The following is a 19,767-nucleotide window of genomic DNA, read 5'->3' as shown; positions in this document are numbered from 1 at the left end:
ATCAAGCGGCCGGATCGCCGGACGGAGCCGGTTCGGGAGGGGTGAGGGTCAGGACGGCTCGCACCGCTGTGGCCAGTCGTTCGCGCACGGCCGGTTCGGGCGCGCGGTGCCCGCGCAGCAGCAGCGCGGTGGGCAGTTCGACCACGCAGTCCCGAATGACCGCGACCGCCTCGCGGTCGGCGCGGTTCCACATCCCGCGCGCGAGCCGGAGGAACAGCGCGGTCAGGGCGTTGTCGAGCGACGCCAGCTCAGTGGCCGATTCGGGCGGAAGATCGCTCTCCCCCAGCAGGGCCGCACGGTCCACAGTCAGCAGGAATCGACCGGAAATAGGATGCCGCAGTAGATATTCCGCGGGCGCGTCGGCCGCGGCCACGACCGCTTCGATGGCGTGCCGCGGTGCCGGACCCGCGGCCAGCGCGTGGTCGACGGCGTCGCGCTGCATTTCCAGGAATCGCCGGGCCGCGCGCAGCCAGACCTGGCCCATCAGTCCCGCTCGCGATCCGAACGCGTGATAGATGGCGCCGTTGGAGACGGAGGTGGCCTGCGCGAGGGCGCGGACGGTGACCGCGGCGGCGCCGGATTCCACCGCGATCGTTTCAGCGGTGTCCAGCAGCCGATCCAGGTCGTGGGTGCGCGGGCGGGGCATGACCGAAGCATAACAGAGCAGATGCTCTGTTATGCAAGCCGAGGGCGGTTCTCCCGCTACTCCGCGGGCCGCACCCAGCGGCGCAGGGCGTCGATGGTCGTCTCCGGTGCGGTGTTGAAGCACAGCCGGATTCCAGGGACGACCTCGGTCACCACGTTCACGAGACGTTCGAACAGCAACGTGTGCTCAGGTGCCATCCGCACCCCCGCCCCGATCATGGCAACCCGGAACGCACCGCCCGAGGCGCACTCGCGCAGCTTCGCCTCGGCGGCGTCCGGGTCGGCGGGCACTTGGCAGGACACGAGGTCGAATCCGGCGGCCCGCAGCGCGGCTTCCCCGGCCTCGATACGAGCGGTGAGTGCCGCTTCGTCCAGACCCGGATAGCGGCTGTAGTCGACGGCACCGGGATGCAGACCGATCGACAAGACGGTCGTGTTGCTCGAAGTCTGTTGTTCCACTGGATGATCCTCCGGTCCTGCGGCGTAGACGAACAGTGCCATAAGCCAGCCCGACAGTGTCAGGACGACCACCGCGTCCCTCACCACGGCACGGTTCCGTTCCGGTCGAAGAAGCCACCGGTGGGTCCGTCCGGACCGATCGAGGCCAGTTCGACGATAGCCTCCGCGCCTTCGGCGACAGTGTGAAAGCCGTTGTGGCCGTTGAGGTCTGTCGCGGTATATCCCGGGTCGACCGCATTGATCCGGATATCACGCAAGCCACGGGCATACATGGTGGTGAGCATGTTCAGCGCTGCTTTGGTCGCGGGATAACCCAGCGTGGGCGGCAGCAGGTCTTGCCAGCTCGGGTCGGTGACGGTCGCCACCGAGCCCATGCCGGAGGACACCATGACGATGCGCGGATGGCCGGAGGCACGCAGCAGCGGCAGGAAGGCGTGAACCATACGGATCGGCCCGAAAACATTGGTGTCGAAGACTTCTCGCACATCATCGACGCGCGTGTCGGCCGGTGCCGAGCTCGGGCCGCCGACGCCCGCGTTGTTGATCAGCACATCGAGCCGGCCCGCGTAGGCCCGCACCGTTTCGGCCGCCGCCGCCACCGATTCATCGGAGGTCACGTCCACGGCGACGAAGCGGGCCGACAATCCCTCCGCCGCCAGTTCGGCCACCGCCCGGGTGCCGCGCGCGGTGTCGCGCGCGGCGAGGAAGACGTCCCAGCCGGATTCGGCCAGCCGGCGGGCGGTTTCGCGTCCGAGCCCCTTGTTCGCTCCGGTCACCAGAGCAATCGTCCTTGTCGTCATGCGGTTCAGCCTCGCGCCGGCGACCGGCCGGCTCCAGGGCCGTCGAAGCGTAGGACCGGCGGTACCACCCCCAACCGCCGGTCCTACGGCACGATGGGACGGTGGACAGAGCCGAATTGGCCATGGTGCTGCGCACCGCGCGGGCGCGCGTCGAACCCATCGAGGTGGGGTTGCCGGGCGGATCCCGCAGGCAGGTCCCGGGATTGCGACGCGAGGAGGTCGCTCAGCTGGCGGGGCTGAGTGTCGATTACGTGGTCCGGCTCGAGCAAGGACGCGGGCCGAAACCGTCCGATCAGGTCCTGGGGGCTTTGTCGCGGGCGCTGCGGTTGAGCGACTCCGATCGGGATCTGATCTTCCGGCTCGCCGGCTCCGGGCCGCCCCAGGCCGGGCGCATTCCGCTCGCGATCCGGCCCAGCGTGTTGCGCCTGCTGGATCGCATGGCCGATCTGCCCGCCCTGGTCCTGTCCGCCAAATCCGATGTGCTGGCGTGGAATTCGCTGGCCTCGACCCTGTTCGGCGACTTCGCCGAGCAGCCGCCCGCCCAGCGCAACATCATGTGGCAGCGGTTCCTCGGCACCGGACTCGATCGGCTCACCATGACACCGGCGGAGGAGGCGTCCAACGCTGTCGACTGCGTCGGCTGCCTGCGCACGGTGCAGTCCAAATATCCGAAGGATCCCGAACTCGCGCGGCTGATCAGCGAACTGCGCACGGGCAGCGCGCGATTCGACGACCTGTGGCGCGCCGGACGCTCCGGACAGCTGCGCAGCCTCACCACCACCCTGACCCATCCCGTCCTGGGCACCCTCACCCTCGACTGCGATGCCCTGCTGGTACCCGAAGCCGACCAGACGGTGGTCGTCTACTCCGCGGCACCCGGAACACCATCCGCCTCGGCTCTCGAACTGCTCCGGAGCACCGGAATCGAACGGTTCAGCTCAGTGAGCTGATTTGTCACCGTAAACCGTCGAGCGGGAACGCCGCTGATCCCGGCCGTGTAAGCCGCTGGACCTGCGGTGGACAGGGGGCTCGCGCGTCCGCCATGAGCGAGTGCGCCGAGGCGTATGGCCGACGGCCGGGCGCGATACCCAGCATGATGGTGGGATGGCTGAGCGGGTGAGCGCATGCGCGCATTACTGATGGCAATCGTCGTGCTGGGGCTCGCGCTGGTCGCCGGCGACCGGGTCGCGGTGATCATGGCGCAGAACGAGATCGGCCGCAAGATCGCCGCCGAGTACAACCTGCAGCGGGAACCGAGCGTCGATATTCGCGGCTTCCCGTTCCTGACGCAGGCTGTCGACGGCCGCTATCCCGATGTTCGGATCCAGGTCGGTGATTGGCGCGAGCAGGACATCTCCGTGCGCGACCTCGACGTCGCACTGACCGAGGTCACCGCGCCGCTGAGCGACCTGCTGGGCGGCCGGACATCGAATCTGGTCGCGGCCACGGCGAGGGCGACCGCCCTGGTGCCCTACGAGACCGTGCGGGGCTTCGCGCCGTCGGGAACCGAGTCGATCTCGCACAGCCCGGATGGGCTGCGGGTCACCGGAACGTTCTCGGTCGAAGGTGTCCCGATCCCCGCCACGGTCGTGGTCACCGTCGCGCCCGCCGACAATGGCTTCGAGGTCACCCCGGTCTCCGTTCAGGCCGCTGCGGGCGGCCCGACGATCTCCCTGGCGCTGCTGCGCCGGACCCTCACCTTCACCGTGCCGTTGCAGCGGTTACCGCTGGGCGCGCGACTGACGGCGATAACGCCGGGCCCGAACGGCCTGCTGGTCACCGCCGAGGCGCAGGACGTGCACTTTTCCGACCTCCCGTAAGAAGCCGCGGTGGCACCGACCGCCCAGTGTTACGTCATGCATATGATATGTAACTCAAATTAATATGTTACGGTTCTCGTATTACACGACAACCGAATGGACTTCCCATGTACCTCGTAACCGGAGCGACCGGCACTGTCGGCCGCCCGCTCGTCGACGCCCTGCTCACCGCGGGCGTCGAAGTCAGGGCCGTGACCCGCGACCCGCAGAACGCTTCCTTTCCCACCGGCGTGGAAGTCGTCGCGCCCGAGACGATCCGCCGGGCACTGAGCGGATGCCACGGACTCTTCGTGCACCCCCGCGCGGCCAAGGACGACACCGAGAAGCTGCTGCGGGTCGCGACCGAAGAAGGCGTGCGGAAGGTGGTCGTGATGTCGGCGATCAATGTCGAGGACGAGCCCGGCCACCAGCCCTCGCGTTTCAACGGCGACCGGAACACCGAGGTGGAACAGGCGGTCCGCGCGAGCACCCTGCCGTGGGTCGCGGTGCGGCCCAGCTCCTTTGCGACGAACACGCTCGGGATGTGGCGTGCGCAAGCCGGTTTCGGTGACACCATCCGTGGTCCGTACGCCGGATTCGCCGAGGCCGTGATCGACGAGCGCGACGTCGCCGAGGTGATCGCCCGCGCGCTGGTGGACGACGCACTGCTCGGCCGGACGATCCCCCTCACCGGACCCGAAGCGCTGCGTCTGGACGACATGGTCGCGATCCTCGGCACGGCCCTGGGCCGCCCGCTGCGGTTCGAGGAGGTCCCGGCTGACGTAGCCGCGCAAGGCATGGCCCGAGCGGGCCTCGACGAACGGTTCGTTCAGGCGCTCTTGGCCCGCTACCGCCGCGAGATGGATCGGCCCGCGATAGTGACGACCGAGGTGGCGACGATTCTCGGCCGTCCCGCCCGCACCTTCGCCACGTGGGCCGCCGATCACGCCGGAGCGTGGTCGTGACGAAGTACGCCCGCTCGGTCAGTTTGCTGTTCAGCGGACTCTTCGCCGGGTTCCTGCTCGGTGTCCTGGTCCTGGAGTTTTCCCTGCGCAGTTTCGACGCCTCGGTCTACACCCAGGTCCGGCTGGTCGAGCTGGACTCGCTGGACCGCCTCGCCGTCGGCACGCTCGTTCCCGCGGTGCTCGCGACCGCGTTCCTGGTCTTCCGGGTTTTCCGGACGAACACGCGAGGACCGGCCGTGGCGGCGCTCGCGCTGCTCATCTTCGTCTTCGGTCTGACCGTGGTGGTCAATCTTCCGATCAATGCCGACCAGCTCGCGTGGGACGTCGACTCGCCACCCGCCGACTGGTCGGAGGTGCGGGACCGCTGGCAAGTCGCGCATGCCGTCCGGACGGCGGCCGCGGTCCTTGCCTTCGGGTTGCTGGCCGTGGGCGCCGTGCTGCCCGGCCACACCGTCAGCAGCGGTCGAGGAAGTCCCGCAGCAGGCTGACGACCTCGGCCAGATGCGTTTCCAGCAGCCAGTGGCCGCCGTCGAGAATGTGGAGTTCGGCGCCGGGGTGGTCGCGGTGGTAGGCCCGTGCCGCACCCTCGGGCATATAACCGTCGTGCCGGCCCCAGACCAGGAGCGTGGGCGGGCGATGCTCGCGGAGGTACTCCTGCTGGCGGGTGAACCAGGCGACGGTGTGGCGTTGGTCGGCGAGCAGATCCACCAGGTGGGCGCGGCGTTCGGGGGTGTTGGTCACCGCCCAGGCCAGGGTCCACAGGTCGGGGCTGACGTGGGCGGCGAGATCTTCGGGCAGTTCCCCGAGGAATTCACCGCGAAAGCCCTCCAGGCTGACCGCCGCGGCCAGCTCGGCCTTACCCTCCTCGGTCGGGTTGTTCCAGAATCGCTTGAGCGGAGCGTATTTCGGGCCGTGCTGATCCTCGTAGATGTCGCCGTTCTGGATGACCAGCCCGCGCACCTGTTTCGGTGCCGCCATCGCCAGCCGCAATCCGAACTGCGACCCGTAGTCGTGCAGATATATCACGTAGTCGCGCAGGCCGAGCACCTCGGTGAAGCGGCGCAGAAACTCGGAATAGCCGTCGAAAGTGTAGGAGAAATCCGCAGGCGCGGCGCTGTAGCCGAAACCGGGGAAATCGGGCGCTATCGTTCGCCAGCGGTCGGCCAGCGCGGGCATCAGATCGCGGAATTCGAAAGACGACGACGGATATCCGTGCGGCAGCAGCACAATCGGCCCGTCGGACGGACCGGCCTCGCGATAGAAGGTGTCGATTCCGTCCACTGTCACACGGCAATGGCGGACTGCGCTCATAGGAGACCTCGCTCTATTCCGGATGATCACTTCCTCGCGCGATACCCCATCACGCGAAGATCATTCCGGACCGCGGATCGCGGCGCGATTACGCACCGTCGTCCGCCGCGTCGCGATGGGTTAACAGCTTTCTGCGCCTACAGTGAGTGCTGAATATTAGCTGCTCATACCCCGCGCACGCCGATTCGAAGGGTTGATCAGATGACCGCACCGCAACTGGATCCCGTGGTCGGAGAGTTCGTCGACGCACTCAACGCACATGACCACGATCGGTTGTTCTCCTTGCTCGCCGAAGACGCGACCATGTCCGACGACGGAGTCACGCGCAATATCGGCCAGTGGACCTCCCGGGAAATCTTCGACAGCAACGGCCGGATGAAAGTCGAATCCGTGGCCGACAGCGGACGCGAATTGGTGGCGGACTACACCAATTCGCGTTGGGGTTCGATGCGCACCAACTGGCGATTCGTGGTGCGCGACGGAAAGATCAGCCGCTTCGAGACGGGGCAGGCTTGATCTAGGCTCGTGGGGCTGTCCGGCCCAGGTCACCAGGAGGAAAAATGAACGCAGGCACCGGTTTCGCGGTTGCGGCGGTCGCCGTGCTGCTCAGTGGCTGCACCGACGTCGAGAAGGCGCTGAACCGCGGCGGCGACACCCCCTGCAGCGAGTACGTGACCCAGGACCAGGACACCAAGCGGATGACGATCACCAAGTTCGTCAAACAGCAGACCGGCGAGCAGAACGAACCCGCCGGCACCGTGGTGGACGCGACGCTCATCTCGGTGGATCTGCTCTGCGGCGCCCAGCGCAACACCCAGACCCCGATCAAGAACGCCGACGTGGCCGGCATCTTCGTCAATAAGTAAGGCCTCCGGAACACTGCCGCGGCGCCCGTCCACCCGGACGGGCGCCGCTCGCGTCATCCGATATTGAAGGGCTCGCCCCACAGCGTCACCCGCGACTCGGCCCGCGCGGTGCTGATGTCCACCCGCACGAACGACCGGGCCCGCGCGGTGCCGCCGCCGCACCCGTCGATGCTGAATGGTTCGTCGGTCCAGGTGACGCTCCCCTCCCGGCCGACCACCTGGTGATACACCCGGCCCGGCGCCGAACTCGATTCGCGCGGCCGGATATCCAGCAGATAGCGCGCGAGGGTGCGCCCGGCGGCGAGGGTGATCATCCGGGAGCGCTCGGGCGCGTCGGTCGGCGCCAACGCCACCGCGCTGTTGCCGACCGCCGACAATGCGTCGATATCGGCTTGGCAGGCAACGACATAGCCGGGGTAGATCTTCGTCGCCGCCTTCGCCGCGTCCGGGCCGGTAACCTCGACCCCGGCGCGCCCGCTCACCCACAGGTTGCGGCGCCCCGCGACCGATCCCGGGTTGAGCTTGGCGGACTCGCCGCTGACGCGCACCGTGATTCCGGTGCCCTCCCCTAGATCACGGGTGATCTTGCGGTCCGGTAGGGCGAGAAAGGTTTCCGCCGCGGCCGCCGGTGCGCCGCACCATCCGGCGAACACGAGCACACCCGTCACGAAGGCCTTGCGCGCGTGGCTGTTCCGACCCTGCCTGCTGATCATGTGCTCCCTTAGTACGTTCGAGAGTGAATCGAGCTGAGGTAGAGCTGTGCTGACGCTGACCCCTTTCGAGTCGCAAGCGGCGGGCAAAAGAATAGCCGGACGTTTACTGCTAGCGCGTTTGGGTACCGCGTGTCGTCCGGTTCAGGTGGCCGGACAGGGAAAGTCGCGCACGGCAGGCATGCATACGCCATGATGTGAGCACGAATGTGAGTCGCTCGATCCTTACGACGATGAGGTTTGACGAGGTGGCCCTGTTCCGCACCCTCACCCAGCAGCGGGCAGAACTGGAAAAGGAATGGTCCAGGTGGGCCACGTCCACACCGACCGCTGCCCGGCTCACGCCTCGGACGTCGTTGCTACGCAATGAGGTAGCGCAATCATGGCAGCGCTCGCTGCACACCGTCGACCCGGCGCGCACCGTGGCGCCGAGCCTGGACGACGCCGTCGACCGCTGGGCCGAATCGCCGCTGCGCGGGCCGATCACGGCGCTAGCCGATCAGTTGCGCGGTCTCACCAAGGACGCCGGGTACGTCGCGGCCGTCACCGACACCTCCGGCACCATCGTGTGGACCTGCGGCGATCGCACCATTCGCCGGCAAGGTGAATCGGTGAACTTCGCGCCGGGCGGCTGCTGGGACGAAAGCCATATGGGTACCAACGGTTTGTCGCTGGCCCTGCACACCGACAGCCCGGCCACGGTGTTCTCCGCCGAGCACCTGGTTGCCGCGCTGCACGGCTGGGTCTGCTATTCCGCGCCGATCCACGGGCCCGACGGCCGCCAGCTCGGCGTGCTCGACCTGTCCAGCCGCTGGGAACGCTCCCATCCGGCGGTGATGTCCTCGGTGCGGGCGCTGGTCACCGCCGCCGAAACCATGGTGCGGACCACCGAACCCGGGCCCCGGGCCGGTGTGCGCCTCGAATGCCTCGGCACCGCACGGCTACTGAGAGAAGGCCGCCCGGTCCCCTTGCCGCCGCGCCAGCTGGAGATCCTGGCGCTGCTCGCCCTGGAACCCGACGGTTACACCCCGGACCAGCTGCACACCGCCGTCTACGGCGATCGTCCCGTCTCCACCAGCACCCTGAAAGCCGATGTCTCCCATCTGCGCCGGGCCACCGGCGGCGAAATCGCCAACCGCCGCTACACCCTGACCGGACCGCTGTCCTGCGACGCGGTGGACCTGCTGGCCGCCATCCAATCCGGCGACACCAGCGCCGCGGTCTGGCTCTACCGCGGCCCGCTGCTGCCCGGCTCCGACACACCGGGCGTACTGGAGTGGCGGAACTACCTCGATGTCGGCGTGCGTACCGCGGTGCTGGCCAGCGACCGCCCCGAGCACGCGGTGGCCTTCGGCGAACGCGCGCCCGACGATGTCGAAATCCACGAACACGCCCTGCGTCTGCTGCCGCCGGACGACGTTCGCCGGGCCGTGGTCAGCGCCCGCCTGCACACCGCGATGCGGCACTGATCGCCCGCACCAACCTCGCTCCAACCTTCGCAAGTAATAGTGGGCCGCACGATGTTTCCGTGAGGAGCGAGCGAGCGCCATGATCTATGCCAAGCCAGGGTCCGACAACGCCATCGTCGGCTATGCCGCCCGGTACGACAACTTCATCGCGGGTGATTGGGCCCCGCCCATCGAGGGCCGTTATTTCGACAACCCCTCCCCGGTGGACGGTGAAACCTTCTGCGCGGTGGCGCGTTCCAGCGCGGCCGATGTCGATATGGCCCTGGAGGCCGCGCATCGGGCCGCGGAAGGCTGGGCCGCCACCTCGCCCACCGAACGCGCCAACATCCTGAACAAGATCGCCGACCGGATCGAAAACAGCCTCGAACCGCTCGCGGTCGCCGAAACCTGGGACAACGGCAAACCGGTGCGCGAAACCCTCGCCGCGGACCTACCTTTGGCCGTCGATCACTTCCGGTATTTCGCCGGGGCGCTGCGCGCCCAGGAAGGGAGCGTCGCGCAGATCGATGCCGACACCGTCGCCTATCACTTCCATGAGCCGCTGGGTGTCGTCGGGCAGATCATCCCGTGGAACTTCCCGATCCTGATGGCCGCCTGGAAGCTGGCGCCCGCCTTGGCCGCCGGAAACTGCGTGGTGCTCAAGCCCGCCGAACAGACCCCGGCCTCGATTCTGCTCGTGGTGGAATTGATCGCCGACCTGTTGCCTCCCGGTGTGCTCAACGTGGTCAACGGGTTCGGCGTGGAAGCAGGCAAACCCTTGGCGTCGAGCCCGCGGGTCGCGAAGGTGGCGTTCACCGGCGAGACCACCACGGGCCGGCTGATCCTGCAGTACGCCAGCGAGAACATCATTCCGGTGAGCCTGGAACTGGGCGGCAAGAGCCCCAATATCTTCCTGCCCGATGTGCTGGCCGCCGACGACGAATTCCTGGACAAGGCCGTCGAGGGCTTCGTGATGTTCGCGCTGAACCAGGGCGAGGTGTGCACCTGCCCGTCGCGCGCCCTGATCCACTCCTCCATCTACGACGAGTTCCTGGCACGGTGCGTCGAACGCACCCGCGCGATCAAGGGCGGCAACCCGCTCGACGACAGCACCATGCTCGGGGCCCAGGCCAGCAACGACCAGTACGAGAAGATCCTGTCCTACATCGACATCGGCCGCCAGGAAGGCGCACGCGTGCTCACCGGAGGGGAAGCACGCAAAGTCGAGGGGTTGCCCGGCGGCTACTACATCCAGCCGACCATCTTCGAAGGCAACAACTCGATGCGCATCTTCCAGGAGGAGATATTCGGACCGGTGGTGGCGGTGACCCGCTTCGACACCACGGCGGAAGCGGTCCGGATCGCCAACGACACCCTCTACGGGCTGGGCGCGGGCGTGTGGACGCGGGACGGGAACACCGCTTACCGGATGGGCCGTGCGATCAAGGCGGGCCGGGTGTGGACCAACTGCTACCACGCCTATCCGGCACACGCGGCCTTCGGTGGCTACAAGAAGTCCGGCATAGGACGGGAGAACCACAAGATGATGCTCGAGCACTATCAGCAGACCAAGAACCTGCTCGTCAGCTACTCCCCGGCCAAGCTCGGGTTCTTCTGATGCAGAACCGGATGCGTCAGACGCATAGCCATGGGGGATGGAAGGAGGTGCAGCCGACGGTGCGGGTAGGGCGAGTACATCGGGTGGGCATGACGGAGGCGGCGCGGGTGATGTTGCGGCGCTTGATCGAACAGCACGGGCCGGTGCTGTTCCATCAGTCCGGCGGCTGCTGCGACGGCAGTTCCCCGATGTGTTTCCCGTCGCGCGAGTTCCAGGTCGGCGCGGCCGATGTCCTATTGGGCCATCTGGCCTGGCATACCGAGTTCTGGATGAGCGGCGATCAGTTCGAGCTCTGGAAGCACACCCATCTGACGGTCGACGTGGTGGAAGGGCGCGGCAGCGGATTTTCGCTGGAGGCGCCCGAGGGAGTGCGGTTCATCATCCGGTCCCGGCTGCTGACCGAGGCCGAATTGTCCACCCTGGCGGCTTTGCCGCCGCCCCGAACCGGAGCCGACGAGCTCACCTGACCCGGCGATGGCCGGGCAATGAGGTACTTGGCAGCCTCACCGCCCGGCGTATCGCCTGCCGCGCCGGCCGACTCGCCGCAGACCGGGTCGGCCGGCCCGGGGGATCCTTACCTTCCGGGCAGGAAGCGGATCATCCGTGCGACGGCCATCAGGAAAGGCTGCCATTTGTCCTGCGGAACCAGCGGCGGCGTATCCAGGTTCAGGAACCGGGTGACCACGACGGTCTGCGGTTCGGTGAACTTCAACAGGCCGTCGGGGCCGTGCCGGCGCCCGACGCCGGAGATGCCCATACCGCCCATCGGCGCCGCGGTGGTACCCCAGGCGGGGGCATAGCCCTCGTCGACGCACACGGTGCCGGCGTGCAGTCGCTGCGCGATCTTCTCGCCTTCGGACTTACTGGCCGCCCACACGCTGGCGTTGAGGCCGTACTCGGTGTCGTTGGCCAACTCGATCGCCTCTTCGACATCGGCCACCGGATAGATCGAGACGAGCGGGCCGAAGGTCTCCTCCCGCCCGCAGGTCATCTCGTCGGTCACCTTCGACAGCACGGTGGGCTCGAAGAACAGCGGGCCCAGGTCGGGGCGGGCCTTGCCGCCGGCCAGGATCTCGGCGCCCTTGGCGGTGGCGTCGGCGACATGCTTGGACACCGTCTCGAGCTGGGATTCGGAGATAAGGCTGCCGATATCGGCCGAGTAGTCGTAGGCCGCACCGAGTTTCGCCGCCCGCACCGCGGCGACGAACTTCTCGGTGAACTCCGCGGCCACCGACTGCTCGACGTAGAGCCGCTCGATCGAGATGCACAGCTGGCCCGCGTTGGAGAAGCACGCGCGCACCGCCGCCTTGGCGGCCTTGGTCAGGTTCGCGCCCTTGGTGACGATCATCGGGTTCTTGCCGCCCAGTTCGGCGGAGAAACCGATCAGGCGGGCGCCGCACTGCTGGGCCAGGGCGCGGCCGGTGTCGGAGGACCCGGTGAACATGAGGTAGTCGCAGTTGTCGACGATGGCCGTACCGACCACGGTGCCCGGCCCGGTGACCACGGCGAGCAGATCCCGGGGCAGCCCGGCTCGATACAGCAGTTCGGCGTTGGCCAGCGCCGAGTAGGGGGTCTGGCTGTCCGGCTTGACCACCACGGCATTGCCCGCGAGCAGCGCCGGGATGGAGTCGCCGATCGAGAGCAGCATCGGGTAGTTCCAGGGGGCGATGACGCCGACTACGCCCTTGGGCTGCGGGGTCACGGCCGCGCGGTTCAGCACCGGGAACGCGCCCGGCACCGACTGCGACCCGAGCAACTTCGGCGCGACCTTGGCGAAGTAGCGGGCCGCGAACATCAGGCCCATCACTTCCTCCTGGGCCGCCCAGCGCGCCTTGCCGGTTTCGGCCTGCACCACGTCCATCAGGAACTCGCGGTTGGCCACGACCAGCTCGCGGTAGCGGGTGAGCACGGCGGCGCGTTCGGCGGGCGTGCAGGCCGCCCAGCGCGCCTGCGCCGCCCTGGCCTTGGCGAATGCCACGGTGACGTCGTCGGCGGTGCCGACGGGCACACTGCCCAGCACATTGCCGGTGAAGGTCTCGGCGATCGTCTTGCGCGAGCGGGCCGCGGGATCATCGATCGCCGCGAACGCGCCTAGTCGCTCGAAGACGCCGGCATCAGGGGCGGGCATCGTCGCCTCCTCATTTTTTGTAGTTACTGGCGGGTACACACAATCTACGCCGACCCGCGCCCCGCCGGTACACCCTGACCCCGCGGCACAACCAGCCGGTCTGTGCGCTGTGACGAATCCTTATGCGAGAGAACAAACCTCGATGCAGGTCCGCATTCCGAGGGTTGCAGAAACACACACTTGAGCAGTTTGTCAAATCGAGTCCCGCTCACCGGAATCCAAGTCCCTTATGCCTGATCACTGGTTTAGGTTGTCCCAATGTTCAGAGCGAGGCTCGGCGTCCGCGCCCGGATCCTGGCGATCGCGCTCATCCCGAGTTTGACTCTGCTCGTGGTCGGCGTCACCGCAGCCGGATTCCTGGTCCGACAGGGCAATTACGCCAAAAATTGGGCGATCGAGATGCAGCGGGTGATCGGGCCGACCGCCGAGATGATGGAAGCGATCCAGTTGGAGCGGCACCTGACGCTGCAACGGCTCGCGGGCGATCAATCCGTCGCTCCCGCCATCACCACCGCCCGCAACCGCCTCGACAACGCCATGAAGAACGTGGTGGAGGTGTCCAAGGGCCTGATCAAAATCGACCCGGAACGCCTCGAAGGCAAATTCGAGGACTCCGACAAGCTCGCCACCGGAGTCGCCCAGGCCCGCGGCGCCATCGATGTCGGGATGCTGCCGCCGATCGAGGCCTACGGGTTCTACAACAAGCTGATCGACGTCATCTCCATCGGCAGCCAGATCGCCCAGCAGACCGCACCGAACGCCGAGACCGCCACCGAACTGACCGAATCGATCCGGCTGCTGTTCGCCGGTGAAGCGATGTCGCGCAGTTACGCCGTCGGCTCCGCCAACCTCACCCGTGACGGTGAGGCCCTGATCCCGATCTCGGAATTCAACCGCCAGGTCGGCTTCTACCGCACCGAGATCGGCTTCCTCACCGCCGATCTGGAAACCGAGCAGGCCCAGGCCGCTAGCAATCTGGTCGCCAGCACGGCGTGGCAGCAACTTTCGACCATGGAAGTCGCCATCTCCGAGCACTTCGTGCAAGAGAATTTGCAGGCCAGGGCGCCGGCCACCAGGCAGGACGACCGCGAGAAATTGCCACTGACGGCCGAGCAGTGGCAGGGCGCGGCGAGCCAGGTCAACCACACCCTGATCCAGATGTGGGTGGAACAGACCCGCCACGCCCACTCCCGAGCACAGGACCTGGGCGAGCGCAACGAGACCAGCTCGCTCTACGGTGGCGCGGGCGTCATCCTGATCAGCGTCATCGCCTTCCTCGTCGCCCTGGTGCTGGCCAACCGGATCATCCGCCGCCTCAAGCTGTTGCGCGGTGAGACCCTGGCACTGGCCAACGAGCGGCTGCCGGAACTGATGTCGCGGCTGCGCGCCGGTGAAAAGGTCGACCCCGCCGCCGAATCGGCGAACCTGGACTTCGGTCACGACGAGATCGGTCAGGTGGCAAAGGCATTCGAGCAGGCCCACGCCGCCGCGGTGGCCGGCGCCGTGGCCGAGGCCCGCACCCGCGAGGGCGTGCAGGCGGTGTTCCTCAATATCGCGCACCGCAGCCAGATCGTGGTGCACCGGCAGCTGGAGATCCTGGACGAAGCCGAGAACCGGCAAGAGGACCCGGCCCTGCTGGAAACCCTCTTCCGCCTGGACCACCTGGCCACCCGCGAACGCCGCAACGCCGAGAACCTGATCATCCTCGGCGGCGGCCAGCCCGGCCGGCAGTGGCGCAGCCCGGTCGCGCTGATCGACCTGGTGCGCTCCGCGGTCGGCGAGACCGTCGACTACGCGCGAGTCCGGGTCTCCCGGCTGCCCGAGGCGCACATCATGGGCTCGGTCGTGGCCGACCTCATCCACCTGCTCGCCGAACTGGTCGACAACGCCACCTCGTTCTCCCCGCCGCAGTCGAAGGTCGAGGTGTTCGGCAACGTGGTCGGCAAGGGCCTCGTCGTCGAGATCACCGATCAGGGCATGGGCATGCCCGAGGGTGAACTCGCTCGCGTCAACGAGATGCTGCGCAATCCACCGGATTTCGGTGTCGCGGCGCTCTCGGTGGATTCCCGGCTCGGCTTGTTCGTGGTCGCTCAGCTGGCGGCCCGGCACGGCGTCTCGGTGCGGCTGTCGGATTCCGACTACGGCGGTATCCGTGCCATCGTGCTCATCCCCTCGGCCATCCTCGCCGCGGATGCCCATATCCCCCTTGCCGAATCGAGCCCTCCGGAGACGGGGCGGCGGTACCGTCAGTCGGTGCAGTTCACCGGTGAACCACTACCCGAGCGCGCACCCGTGCGTGCGCTGGAATCCGAAGCCACGGCCGTACTCACCGCCCCGCCCGCGGCGCCCCCGGCCTACCATCCGCCCGCGGTGGAACCACCGCGGATGACCTCCGCGGTGGGCTTGCCGCCGCACTCCGACGCCACGCGGGGCTCGGGGCCACGCACCGATACCGCGCTCGGTTTGCCGCCGCGCCCCGAAAGCGGTGTCGGAGCCGACGGCCGGCCACTACTGCCGCGCCGGAGCCGGCAGGCCAACCTCGCACCGCAATTGGCCCAAGAGCCGCCGACCGCCACCGCGCCCACACCTTTGGTGGAACGCGCGCGGTCGGCCGAGCAGGCCCGCGACCTGATGTCCGCCATCGAGAACGGAACCCGGCAGGGGCGCCGCGCGCATCTGGCCGGCCAACAGGCAGTGCCCAATTCCCAAGAGGCAGTGTCGAATTCTACAGATGAGGAAGGCTACGGTGACCGCTCCCCAAACCGGTGATCTGAACTGGCTACTGGATGATCTGGTGGACCGGCTGGCAGGAGTTCGGCACGCGGTGGTCTTGTCCACCGACGGGCTGCTGCTGGGCCGCTCCACCGCGATGAGCCGGGAAGACGCCGAACATTTCGCCGCCATGTCCTCCACGCTGTACGGGCTCGCCCGCAGCGCGGGGGCCCGCTTCGACGGCGGCGGTGTCCGGCAGGCGGTGATCGAGCTGGACCGCGCGGTTCTGTTCGTCACCTCGGCGGGCACCAATGCCTGTCTGGCACTGCAGGCCTCGGAAACCGCGAATCTCGGCATGGTGGCCTATGAAATGAACGTCACTGTCCAGCGCGTCGGCAACTATCTATCCACACCAGCGCGCCTGCCATGACACGCAGGGGGGAACCCTGGTTCGACGAGGCGGCCGGACCGTTGGTCCGGCCATACGCGCTCACGCGTGGCCGAACTATGGGGGCGGGCCACGATTTGGACATTCTGACGGTGGTCGTGACCACCGATCCGGCGCCCACTCTGCGCCGGATCGAACCGGAGTACGCCCGAATCGTGCACCTGTGCAAAGCTCCCCAGGCGGTGGCAGAAGTGTCTGCCAACTTGAAACTTCCCTTGGCAGTGACAAAGATCCTTGTCGGAGATTTGATCGGCGAGGGACATCTGATCTTCCGGTCACCGGTACAGCCGGAGACCGGTCCCGGCGATCTCAACGTATTGCGAGCGGTTCTGGATGGCATCCGAAAACTTTGACCAGCACAACCCGAACGCGCCCCGGCTGGCGGCGTCGGTCAAGATCCTCATCGCCGGCGGCTTCGGCGTCGGTAAGACCACCATGGTGTCGGCGATCAGCGAGATCACCCCGCTGCGCACCGAAGAATTGATCACCGAGGTGTCCAGCGGTGTCGACGACCTATCCGGGGTCGAGCAGAAGCACACCACCACCGTGGCTTTGGACTTCGGACGCATCACCATCGACCAGGACCTGGTGCTGTACCTGTTCGGTACGCCCGGCCAGGACCGGTTCTGGTTTCTCTGGGACGAGTTGTCCCGGGGCGCGCTCGGCGCGGTGGTGCTGGCCGACACCCGGCGGTTGAGCAATTCCTTTGCCGCCGTGGACTATTTCGAACGCCGCGGCGTGCCGTTCATGGTCGGGGTGAACTGTTTCGACGACGCACCCCGGTACACGGTGGAGGAGGTGCGCGACGCCCTCGACCTGGACCCGGAAACCCCGGTTCTGCTGTGCGACGCCCGCAACCGGGATTCCGCCAAGAACGCGCTGCTGGTGCTGATGGAGCATCTGATCGAATTGGCCGGTCGCGCACCGGTTCCCAGCTAGGCCCACCGACGCGTCAAAATGCTGCCCCGTTTCGATCCGTTCGAGGCGGGGCAGCGTCGGCTGCGCGCCCGTCAGATCTGGTGCAGCCAGGAGATGAACAGCAGCACGCCCGCGCACGCCAGCAACACCGCGAGCGGTATCGGCCAGAACGCGCCGTCGCGGCCCAGCAATCGGCGCGCCAGCCGCACCTGCAAGTGGCCGAGACCCGCCAGCCCGATCCCCCATACCGGCAGCAGGCCGATCCCGAGTGCCGCGTGCACCGCCCAGGCGCCGCCCAAAGTCGGTCCGCCCCACGAGTTCTCATAGTCGCCCGAGGTGAGCAAGGGGTAACAGAGCCCGCGCACGGCGGCGACGACGGCCAGGAACAGCAGGAACCAGGCGAGCAGGCCCATGCCCGCGCTGAGCAGCGTGTGCGCACCGGTGCGCACGGCCGAGGACTGCGGGTCGACGCGCGCACCGAGCAACCGGCGCGGTACCCGCAACCGCACCGCCAACGGAGCGAACGCCAGGGGCAGCGCGGCCAGCGCGTAGGCGGCCCAGCGCGTCACGGAGACAACCGTCTTCATGCCACGACCGTAGCGCGCCGGGTCGTTCAGCTCAGCTGCCCAGCGGCTACCAGATCGTCGAACAGCAACTGATCGACCGGCGGTACCAACTCCCGATCGGCGTAGGCGAACCAGGCGAGGGCGTCGATCTCACTGCTCGCGGCCAGGGTGCCGTGGTAATCGGCGGTATAGCAGCTCATCCGGACCAGCAGCCCGTTGTCCGCGGCCTCGTAGGTGCCCACGTGCGCCACCGTCTCCGGCAGCAGGGCGACGGTGAGTTCTTCCTCGATCTCGCGCAGCAGCGTCTGCAGATCGGTCTCGGCGCCTTCCCGTTTGCCGCCCGGAATATAGAAGACATCTTTGCCGCGCGGCCGGGCGCACAGGATCTTTCCGTCCTCGATCCGCACCCACGCCACCGTATCGATCAGCCGCTGCTCCGCCACGGCGGCAGCCTATCGTCTCCCCGCGAGGACCGATCACCCGTCGTCCGGCCGCCCCCACGGTTGCGCGGCCCGGGGCTGTCGGCATGGCCGGAGCGCCCGGCCGCGGGAAGGCCGGGCGCTCCGGGGTGGTCAGCGACTGAGTCGCTGGAACCGGTGCACCGCCAAGGGCAGGAAGATCGCGGTGAGTGCGAGCGGCCAGATCACCGCCATCAGGACCGCGTGCTGTTCGATCCAGGAATCACCGCTGCCGACCGGGGTGCCGAACAACTCACGCGTCGCCGCGACCGTCGAGGAGATCGGGTTCCAGGCGGCGATCGCGCCCAACCAGCTCGGCATGAGCTGCGGGGCCACGAAGATGCTGGAGATCATGGTGAGCGGGAACGCGACCGCGAACAGCCCACCGGCGGCCTCCGGGTTCGGCACCAGCAGACCGAGCCAGACGCCGACCCAGATCAGCGCGAATCGCAGCCACAGCAAGAGCGCGAAAGACACGATGGCGCCGAGGATTCCGCCGTCCGGACGCCAGCCGATCACCAGGGCGGTCAGCATCAGGATCGTCAGCTCGGCGCACGCCACCAGCAGATCGGTGACACCGCGACCGGACACCACCGCCGACGGCGCCATCGGCATGGAACGGAACCGATCGATCACGCCGTTGGTGGCGTCATAGACCACCAGCGTCGCGGTATTGATGAACCCGAACGCCATGGTCATCGCGAACATGCCGGGCATCAGGAAGTCCCGGTAGTCGCCGCCGCCGGGCACCGTCATCGCGCTGCCGAAGACGTAGCCGTAGAGCAGCACCGACAGAATCGGGAAACCGAGCTGCCAAGCGATGTTCACCGGTTGGCGCTGATAGTGGGTCAACCCGCGCCGCACCACATTCCAGCAGTCGGCGACCACCCAGTACAGCCGGGAACGGTGCGGGGTCGATTCGAGCGTGGTCATCACGCGGCCTCCTCGGTGGTTTCGGTGCGATGCCCGGTGAGCTGGAGGAAGACATCGTCGAGGCTGGGCCGGCGCAGGCCGATGTCCTCCACGCCGATGCCTTCGTCCTGCAAGCTGCGCGCGGCCTCGGTGAGCGCGGCGACGCGGTCGGTGACCGGCGCGTGTACCCGCCGTTCCGCGTCGTCGATGTCGGGTTCGCCCTCGCATACGCGCGCCACGACTTTCGCGACCGCGGGCAGGTCGGCGACCTCGGCGGCGATCACCACGATCTGGTCGCCGCCGATGGTGTTCTTCAGGCCGTCGGGGGTGTCGTCGGCGATGGCCCGCCCCTGATCGATCACCGTGATGTGCGAGGCGAGTTTGTCCGCCTCCTCCAAGTACTGCGTGGTGAGCAGCACCGTGGTGCCGTCGGCGACCAAGGCGCGCACCGACTCCCAGACCTCGCCGCGGCTGCGCGGGTCCAGACCGGTGGTCGGTTCGTCCAGGAACAGCACCTCCGGCGCGAGAATCATCGAGGCGGCCAGATCCAAGCGGCGGCGCATGCCGCCGCTGTACTTGCCGACGCCCTTGTCCGCCGCGTCGGTGAGCTCGAAGCGCTCGAGCAGTTCGACCGCGCGCGACTTGGCCCGGCGGCCGCCCAAATGAAAGAGCCTGCCGAACATCTCGAGATTCTGCCGCCCGGTGAGCACCTCGTCGACGGCCGCGTACTGGCCGGTCAGGCCGATCCGCGCGCGGACCTCACGTGGCTGGCGCACCACGTCCAGCCCGGCCACGGCGGCCTGTCCACCATCCAGGCGCACCAGCGTGGAGAGAATCCGCACCGCGGTGGTCTTCCCGGCGCCATTGGGCCCGAGCAACCCGTGCACCGTGCCGCGACGCACCGTGAGGTCGAACCCGTCCAAGGCGTGCTTGTCCCCGTATTTCTTGCGGAGCCCTTCGGCTCGTACCGCGTATTCGTTCACCCTCATCCTCCCGAATCGGCA

The 19,767-nt window shown here is 67.7% G+C and carries 23 protein-coding genes; 13 read left to right on the top strand and 10 right to left on the bottom strand.

What is annotated here, in order from left to right; genetic code table 11:
* Position 1 precedes the first annotated feature (1 nt).
* The 3 genes from BJ987_RS20770 to BJ987_RS20760 are packed head-to-tail and all read right to left on the bottom strand — an operon-like array spanning position 2 to position 1,880.
* Positions 2-646 carry a TetR/AcrR family transcriptional regulator gene (locus tag BJ987_RS20770; protein WP_209892684.1) on the bottom strand — a complete coding sequence of 215 codons (645 nt, stop codon included), beginning with the start codon at positions 644-646 and terminating at the stop codon, positions 2-4.
* 56 nt (positions 647-702) lie between these two features.
* Positions 703-1,188 (bottom strand): hypothetical protein, encoded by a 486-nt coding sequence (locus BJ987_RS20765; RefSeq protein WP_209892682.1) that lies wholly within the window; start codon positions 1,186-1,188, stop codon positions 703-705.
* Positions 1,185-1,880 (bottom strand): SDR family oxidoreductase, encoded by a 696-nt coding sequence (locus BJ987_RS20760; protein WP_307869697.1) that lies wholly within the window; start codon positions 1,878-1,880, stop codon positions 1,185-1,187. Before BJ987_RS20760 ends, BJ987_RS20765 begins: the two co-directional genes overlap by 4 nt.
* Before the next feature lie 125 nt (positions 1,881-2,005).
* Here BJ987_RS20760 and BJ987_RS20755 point away from each other — a divergent pair, with 125 nt between their 5' ends.
* From BJ987_RS20755 to BJ987_RS20740, 4 genes are all read left to right on the top strand, one after another.
* Complete coding sequence (locus BJ987_RS20755) at positions 2,006-2,854, top strand: helix-turn-helix transcriptional regulator (RefSeq protein ID WP_209892676.1); 849 nt, start codon at positions 2,006-2,008, stop codon at positions 2,852-2,854.
* A 174-nt stretch (positions 2,855-3,028) separates the two neighbouring features.
* Positions 3,029-3,724: an LmeA family phospholipid-binding protein gene (locus BJ987_RS20750; RefSeq protein ID WP_209892668.1), complete on the top strand. Its 696-nt coding sequence runs from the start codon at positions 3,029-3,031 to the stop codon at positions 3,722-3,724.
* A gap of 107 nt (positions 3,725-3,831) precedes the next feature.
* The gene (locus BJ987_RS20745; protein WP_209892666.1) at positions 3,832-4,668 is read left to right on the top strand and encodes an SDR family oxidoreductase; all 837 of its coding nucleotides are present in this window, start codon (positions 3,832-3,834) and stop codon (positions 4,666-4,668) included.
* Positions 4,665-5,156, top strand: coding sequence for an anthrone oxygenase family protein (locus BJ987_RS20740; RefSeq protein ID WP_209892665.1), 492 nt, complete (start codon positions 4,665-4,667; stop codon positions 5,154-5,156). The genes BJ987_RS20745 and BJ987_RS20740 overlap by 4 nt, the downstream gene beginning before the upstream one ends.
* On the opposite strand, the gene BJ987_RS20735 is transcribed toward BJ987_RS20740, so the two are convergent.
* Positions 5,122-5,955: an alpha/beta fold hydrolase gene (locus BJ987_RS20735; protein WP_307869696.1), complete on the bottom strand. Its 834-nt coding sequence runs from the start codon at positions 5,953-5,955 to the stop codon at positions 5,122-5,124. The two genes, BJ987_RS20740 and BJ987_RS20735, sit on opposite strands and share 35 nt — an antisense overlap.
* A 225-nt stretch (positions 5,956-6,180) precedes the next feature.
* On the opposite strand from BJ987_RS20735, the gene BJ987_RS20730 reads away from it, so the two are divergent.
* Both BJ987_RS20730 and BJ987_RS20725 read left to right on the top strand, forming a co-directional pair.
* On the top strand, positions 6,181-6,495 hold the full coding sequence (locus tag BJ987_RS20730; protein WP_245366059.1) for a nuclear transport factor 2 family protein: 315 nt from the start codon (positions 6,181-6,183) through the stop codon (positions 6,493-6,495).
* Between the two features lie 44 nt (positions 6,496-6,539).
* Entirely contained in the window at positions 6,540-6,845 is a 306-nt protein-coding gene (locus BJ987_RS20725; protein ID WP_209892660.1) for a hypothetical protein, read from the top strand.
* A gap of 53 nt (positions 6,846-6,898) precedes the next feature.
* Here the strand turns inward: BJ987_RS20725 and BJ987_RS20720 are convergent, their stop codons facing one another.
* Positions 6,899-7,558, bottom strand: a complete 660-nt coding sequence (locus BJ987_RS20720) for an MspA family porin (RefSeq protein WP_209892655.1) — start codon at positions 7,556-7,558, stop codon at positions 6,899-6,901.
* 230 nt (positions 7,559-7,788) lie between these two features.
* Here BJ987_RS20720 and BJ987_RS20715 point away from each other — a divergent pair, with 230 nt between their 5' ends.
* The 3 genes from BJ987_RS20715 (at position 7,789) to BJ987_RS20705 (ending at position 11,088) form a co-directional block, all read left to right on the top strand.
* Positions 7,789-9,024, top strand: a complete 1,236-nt coding sequence (locus BJ987_RS20715; RefSeq protein WP_209892652.1) for a sigma-54-dependent transcriptional regulator family protein — start codon at positions 7,789-7,791, stop codon at positions 9,022-9,024.
* Between the two features lie 79 nt (positions 9,025-9,103).
* Positions 9,104-10,621, top strand: a complete 1,518-nt coding sequence (gene adh / locus BJ987_RS20710) for an aldehyde dehydrogenase (protein ID WP_209892649.1) — start codon at positions 9,104-9,106, stop codon at positions 10,619-10,621.
* An 89-nt stretch (positions 10,622-10,710) separates the two neighbouring features.
* The gene (locus BJ987_RS20705; RefSeq protein ID WP_245367316.1) at positions 10,711-11,088 is read left to right on the top strand and encodes a DUF779 domain-containing protein; all 378 of its coding nucleotides are present in this window, start codon (positions 10,711-10,713) and stop codon (positions 11,086-11,088) included.
* A gap of 107 nt (positions 11,089-11,195) precedes the next feature.
* Here BJ987_RS20705 and BJ987_RS20700 read toward each other — a convergent pair whose 3' ends face one another.
* Complete coding sequence (locus tag BJ987_RS20700) at positions 11,196-12,788, bottom strand: succinic semialdehyde dehydrogenase (RefSeq protein ID WP_307869695.1); 1,593 nt, start codon at positions 12,786-12,788, stop codon at positions 11,196-11,198.
* Positions 12,789-13,007: 219 nt separating this feature from the next.
* On the opposite strand from BJ987_RS20700, the gene BJ987_RS20695 reads away from it, so the two are divergent.
* Genes BJ987_RS20695 through BJ987_RS20680 form a run of 4 tightly spaced genes read left to right on the top strand, consistent with a single transcriptional unit; the run spans position 13,008 to position 16,848 of the window.
* Positions 13,008-15,518, top strand: coding sequence for a nitrate- and nitrite sensing domain-containing protein (locus tag BJ987_RS20695; RefSeq protein WP_209892640.1), 2,511 nt, complete (start codon positions 13,008-13,010; stop codon positions 15,516-15,518).
* On the top strand, positions 15,496-15,891 hold the full coding sequence (locus BJ987_RS20690; RefSeq protein ID WP_194813600.1) for a roadblock/LC7 domain-containing protein: 396 nt from the start codon (positions 15,496-15,498) through the stop codon (positions 15,889-15,891). Before BJ987_RS20695 ends, BJ987_RS20690 begins: the two co-directional genes overlap by 23 nt.
* On the top strand, positions 15,888-16,262 hold the full coding sequence (locus BJ987_RS20685; RefSeq protein WP_209892637.1) for a DUF742 domain-containing protein: 375 nt from the start codon (positions 15,888-15,890) through the stop codon (positions 16,260-16,262). The genes BJ987_RS20690 and BJ987_RS20685 overlap by 4 nt, the downstream gene beginning before the upstream one ends.
* Positions 16,243-16,848 (top strand): GTP-binding protein, encoded by a 606-nt coding sequence (locus BJ987_RS20680; protein WP_209892633.1) that lies wholly within the window; start codon positions 16,243-16,245, stop codon positions 16,846-16,848. The genes BJ987_RS20685 and BJ987_RS20680 overlap by 20 nt, the downstream gene beginning before the upstream one ends.
* 71 nt (positions 16,849-16,919) lie before the next feature.
* Here BJ987_RS20680 and BJ987_RS20675 read toward each other — a convergent pair whose 3' ends face one another.
* The 4 genes from BJ987_RS20675 to BJ987_RS20660 form a co-directional block, all read right to left on the bottom strand.
* Positions 16,920-17,414: a hypothetical protein gene (locus BJ987_RS20675; protein ID WP_209892630.1), complete on the bottom strand. Its 495-nt coding sequence runs from the start codon at positions 17,412-17,414 to the stop codon at positions 16,920-16,922.
* Positions 17,415-17,440: 26 nt separating this feature from the next.
* Complete coding sequence (locus tag BJ987_RS20670) at positions 17,441-17,836, bottom strand: NUDIX hydrolase (protein ID WP_209892627.1); 396 nt, start codon at positions 17,834-17,836, stop codon at positions 17,441-17,443.
* A 129-nt stretch (positions 17,837-17,965) separates the two neighbouring features.
* A complete protein-coding gene (locus BJ987_RS20665; protein ID WP_209892624.1) occupies positions 17,966-18,784 on the bottom strand; it encodes an ABC transporter permease in 819 nt (272 codons plus the stop codon).
* Positions 18,784-19,752 (bottom strand): ATP-binding cassette domain-containing protein, encoded by a 969-nt coding sequence (locus BJ987_RS20660; protein ID WP_209892621.1) that lies wholly within the window; start codon positions 19,750-19,752, stop codon positions 18,784-18,786. The genes BJ987_RS20665 and BJ987_RS20660 overlap by 1 nt, the downstream gene beginning before the upstream one ends.
* Between the last annotated feature and the right edge of the window lie 15 nt (positions 19,753-19,767).

This window comes from Nocardia goodfellowii, from assembly GCF_017875645.1.
Classification (GTDB): Bacteria; Actinomycetota; Actinomycetes; order Mycobacteriales; family Mycobacteriaceae; genus Nocardia; species Nocardia goodfellowii.
Note: the sequence above shows the minus strand (reverse complement) of the source record. Positions and strands in the feature narration are given on the sequence as shown.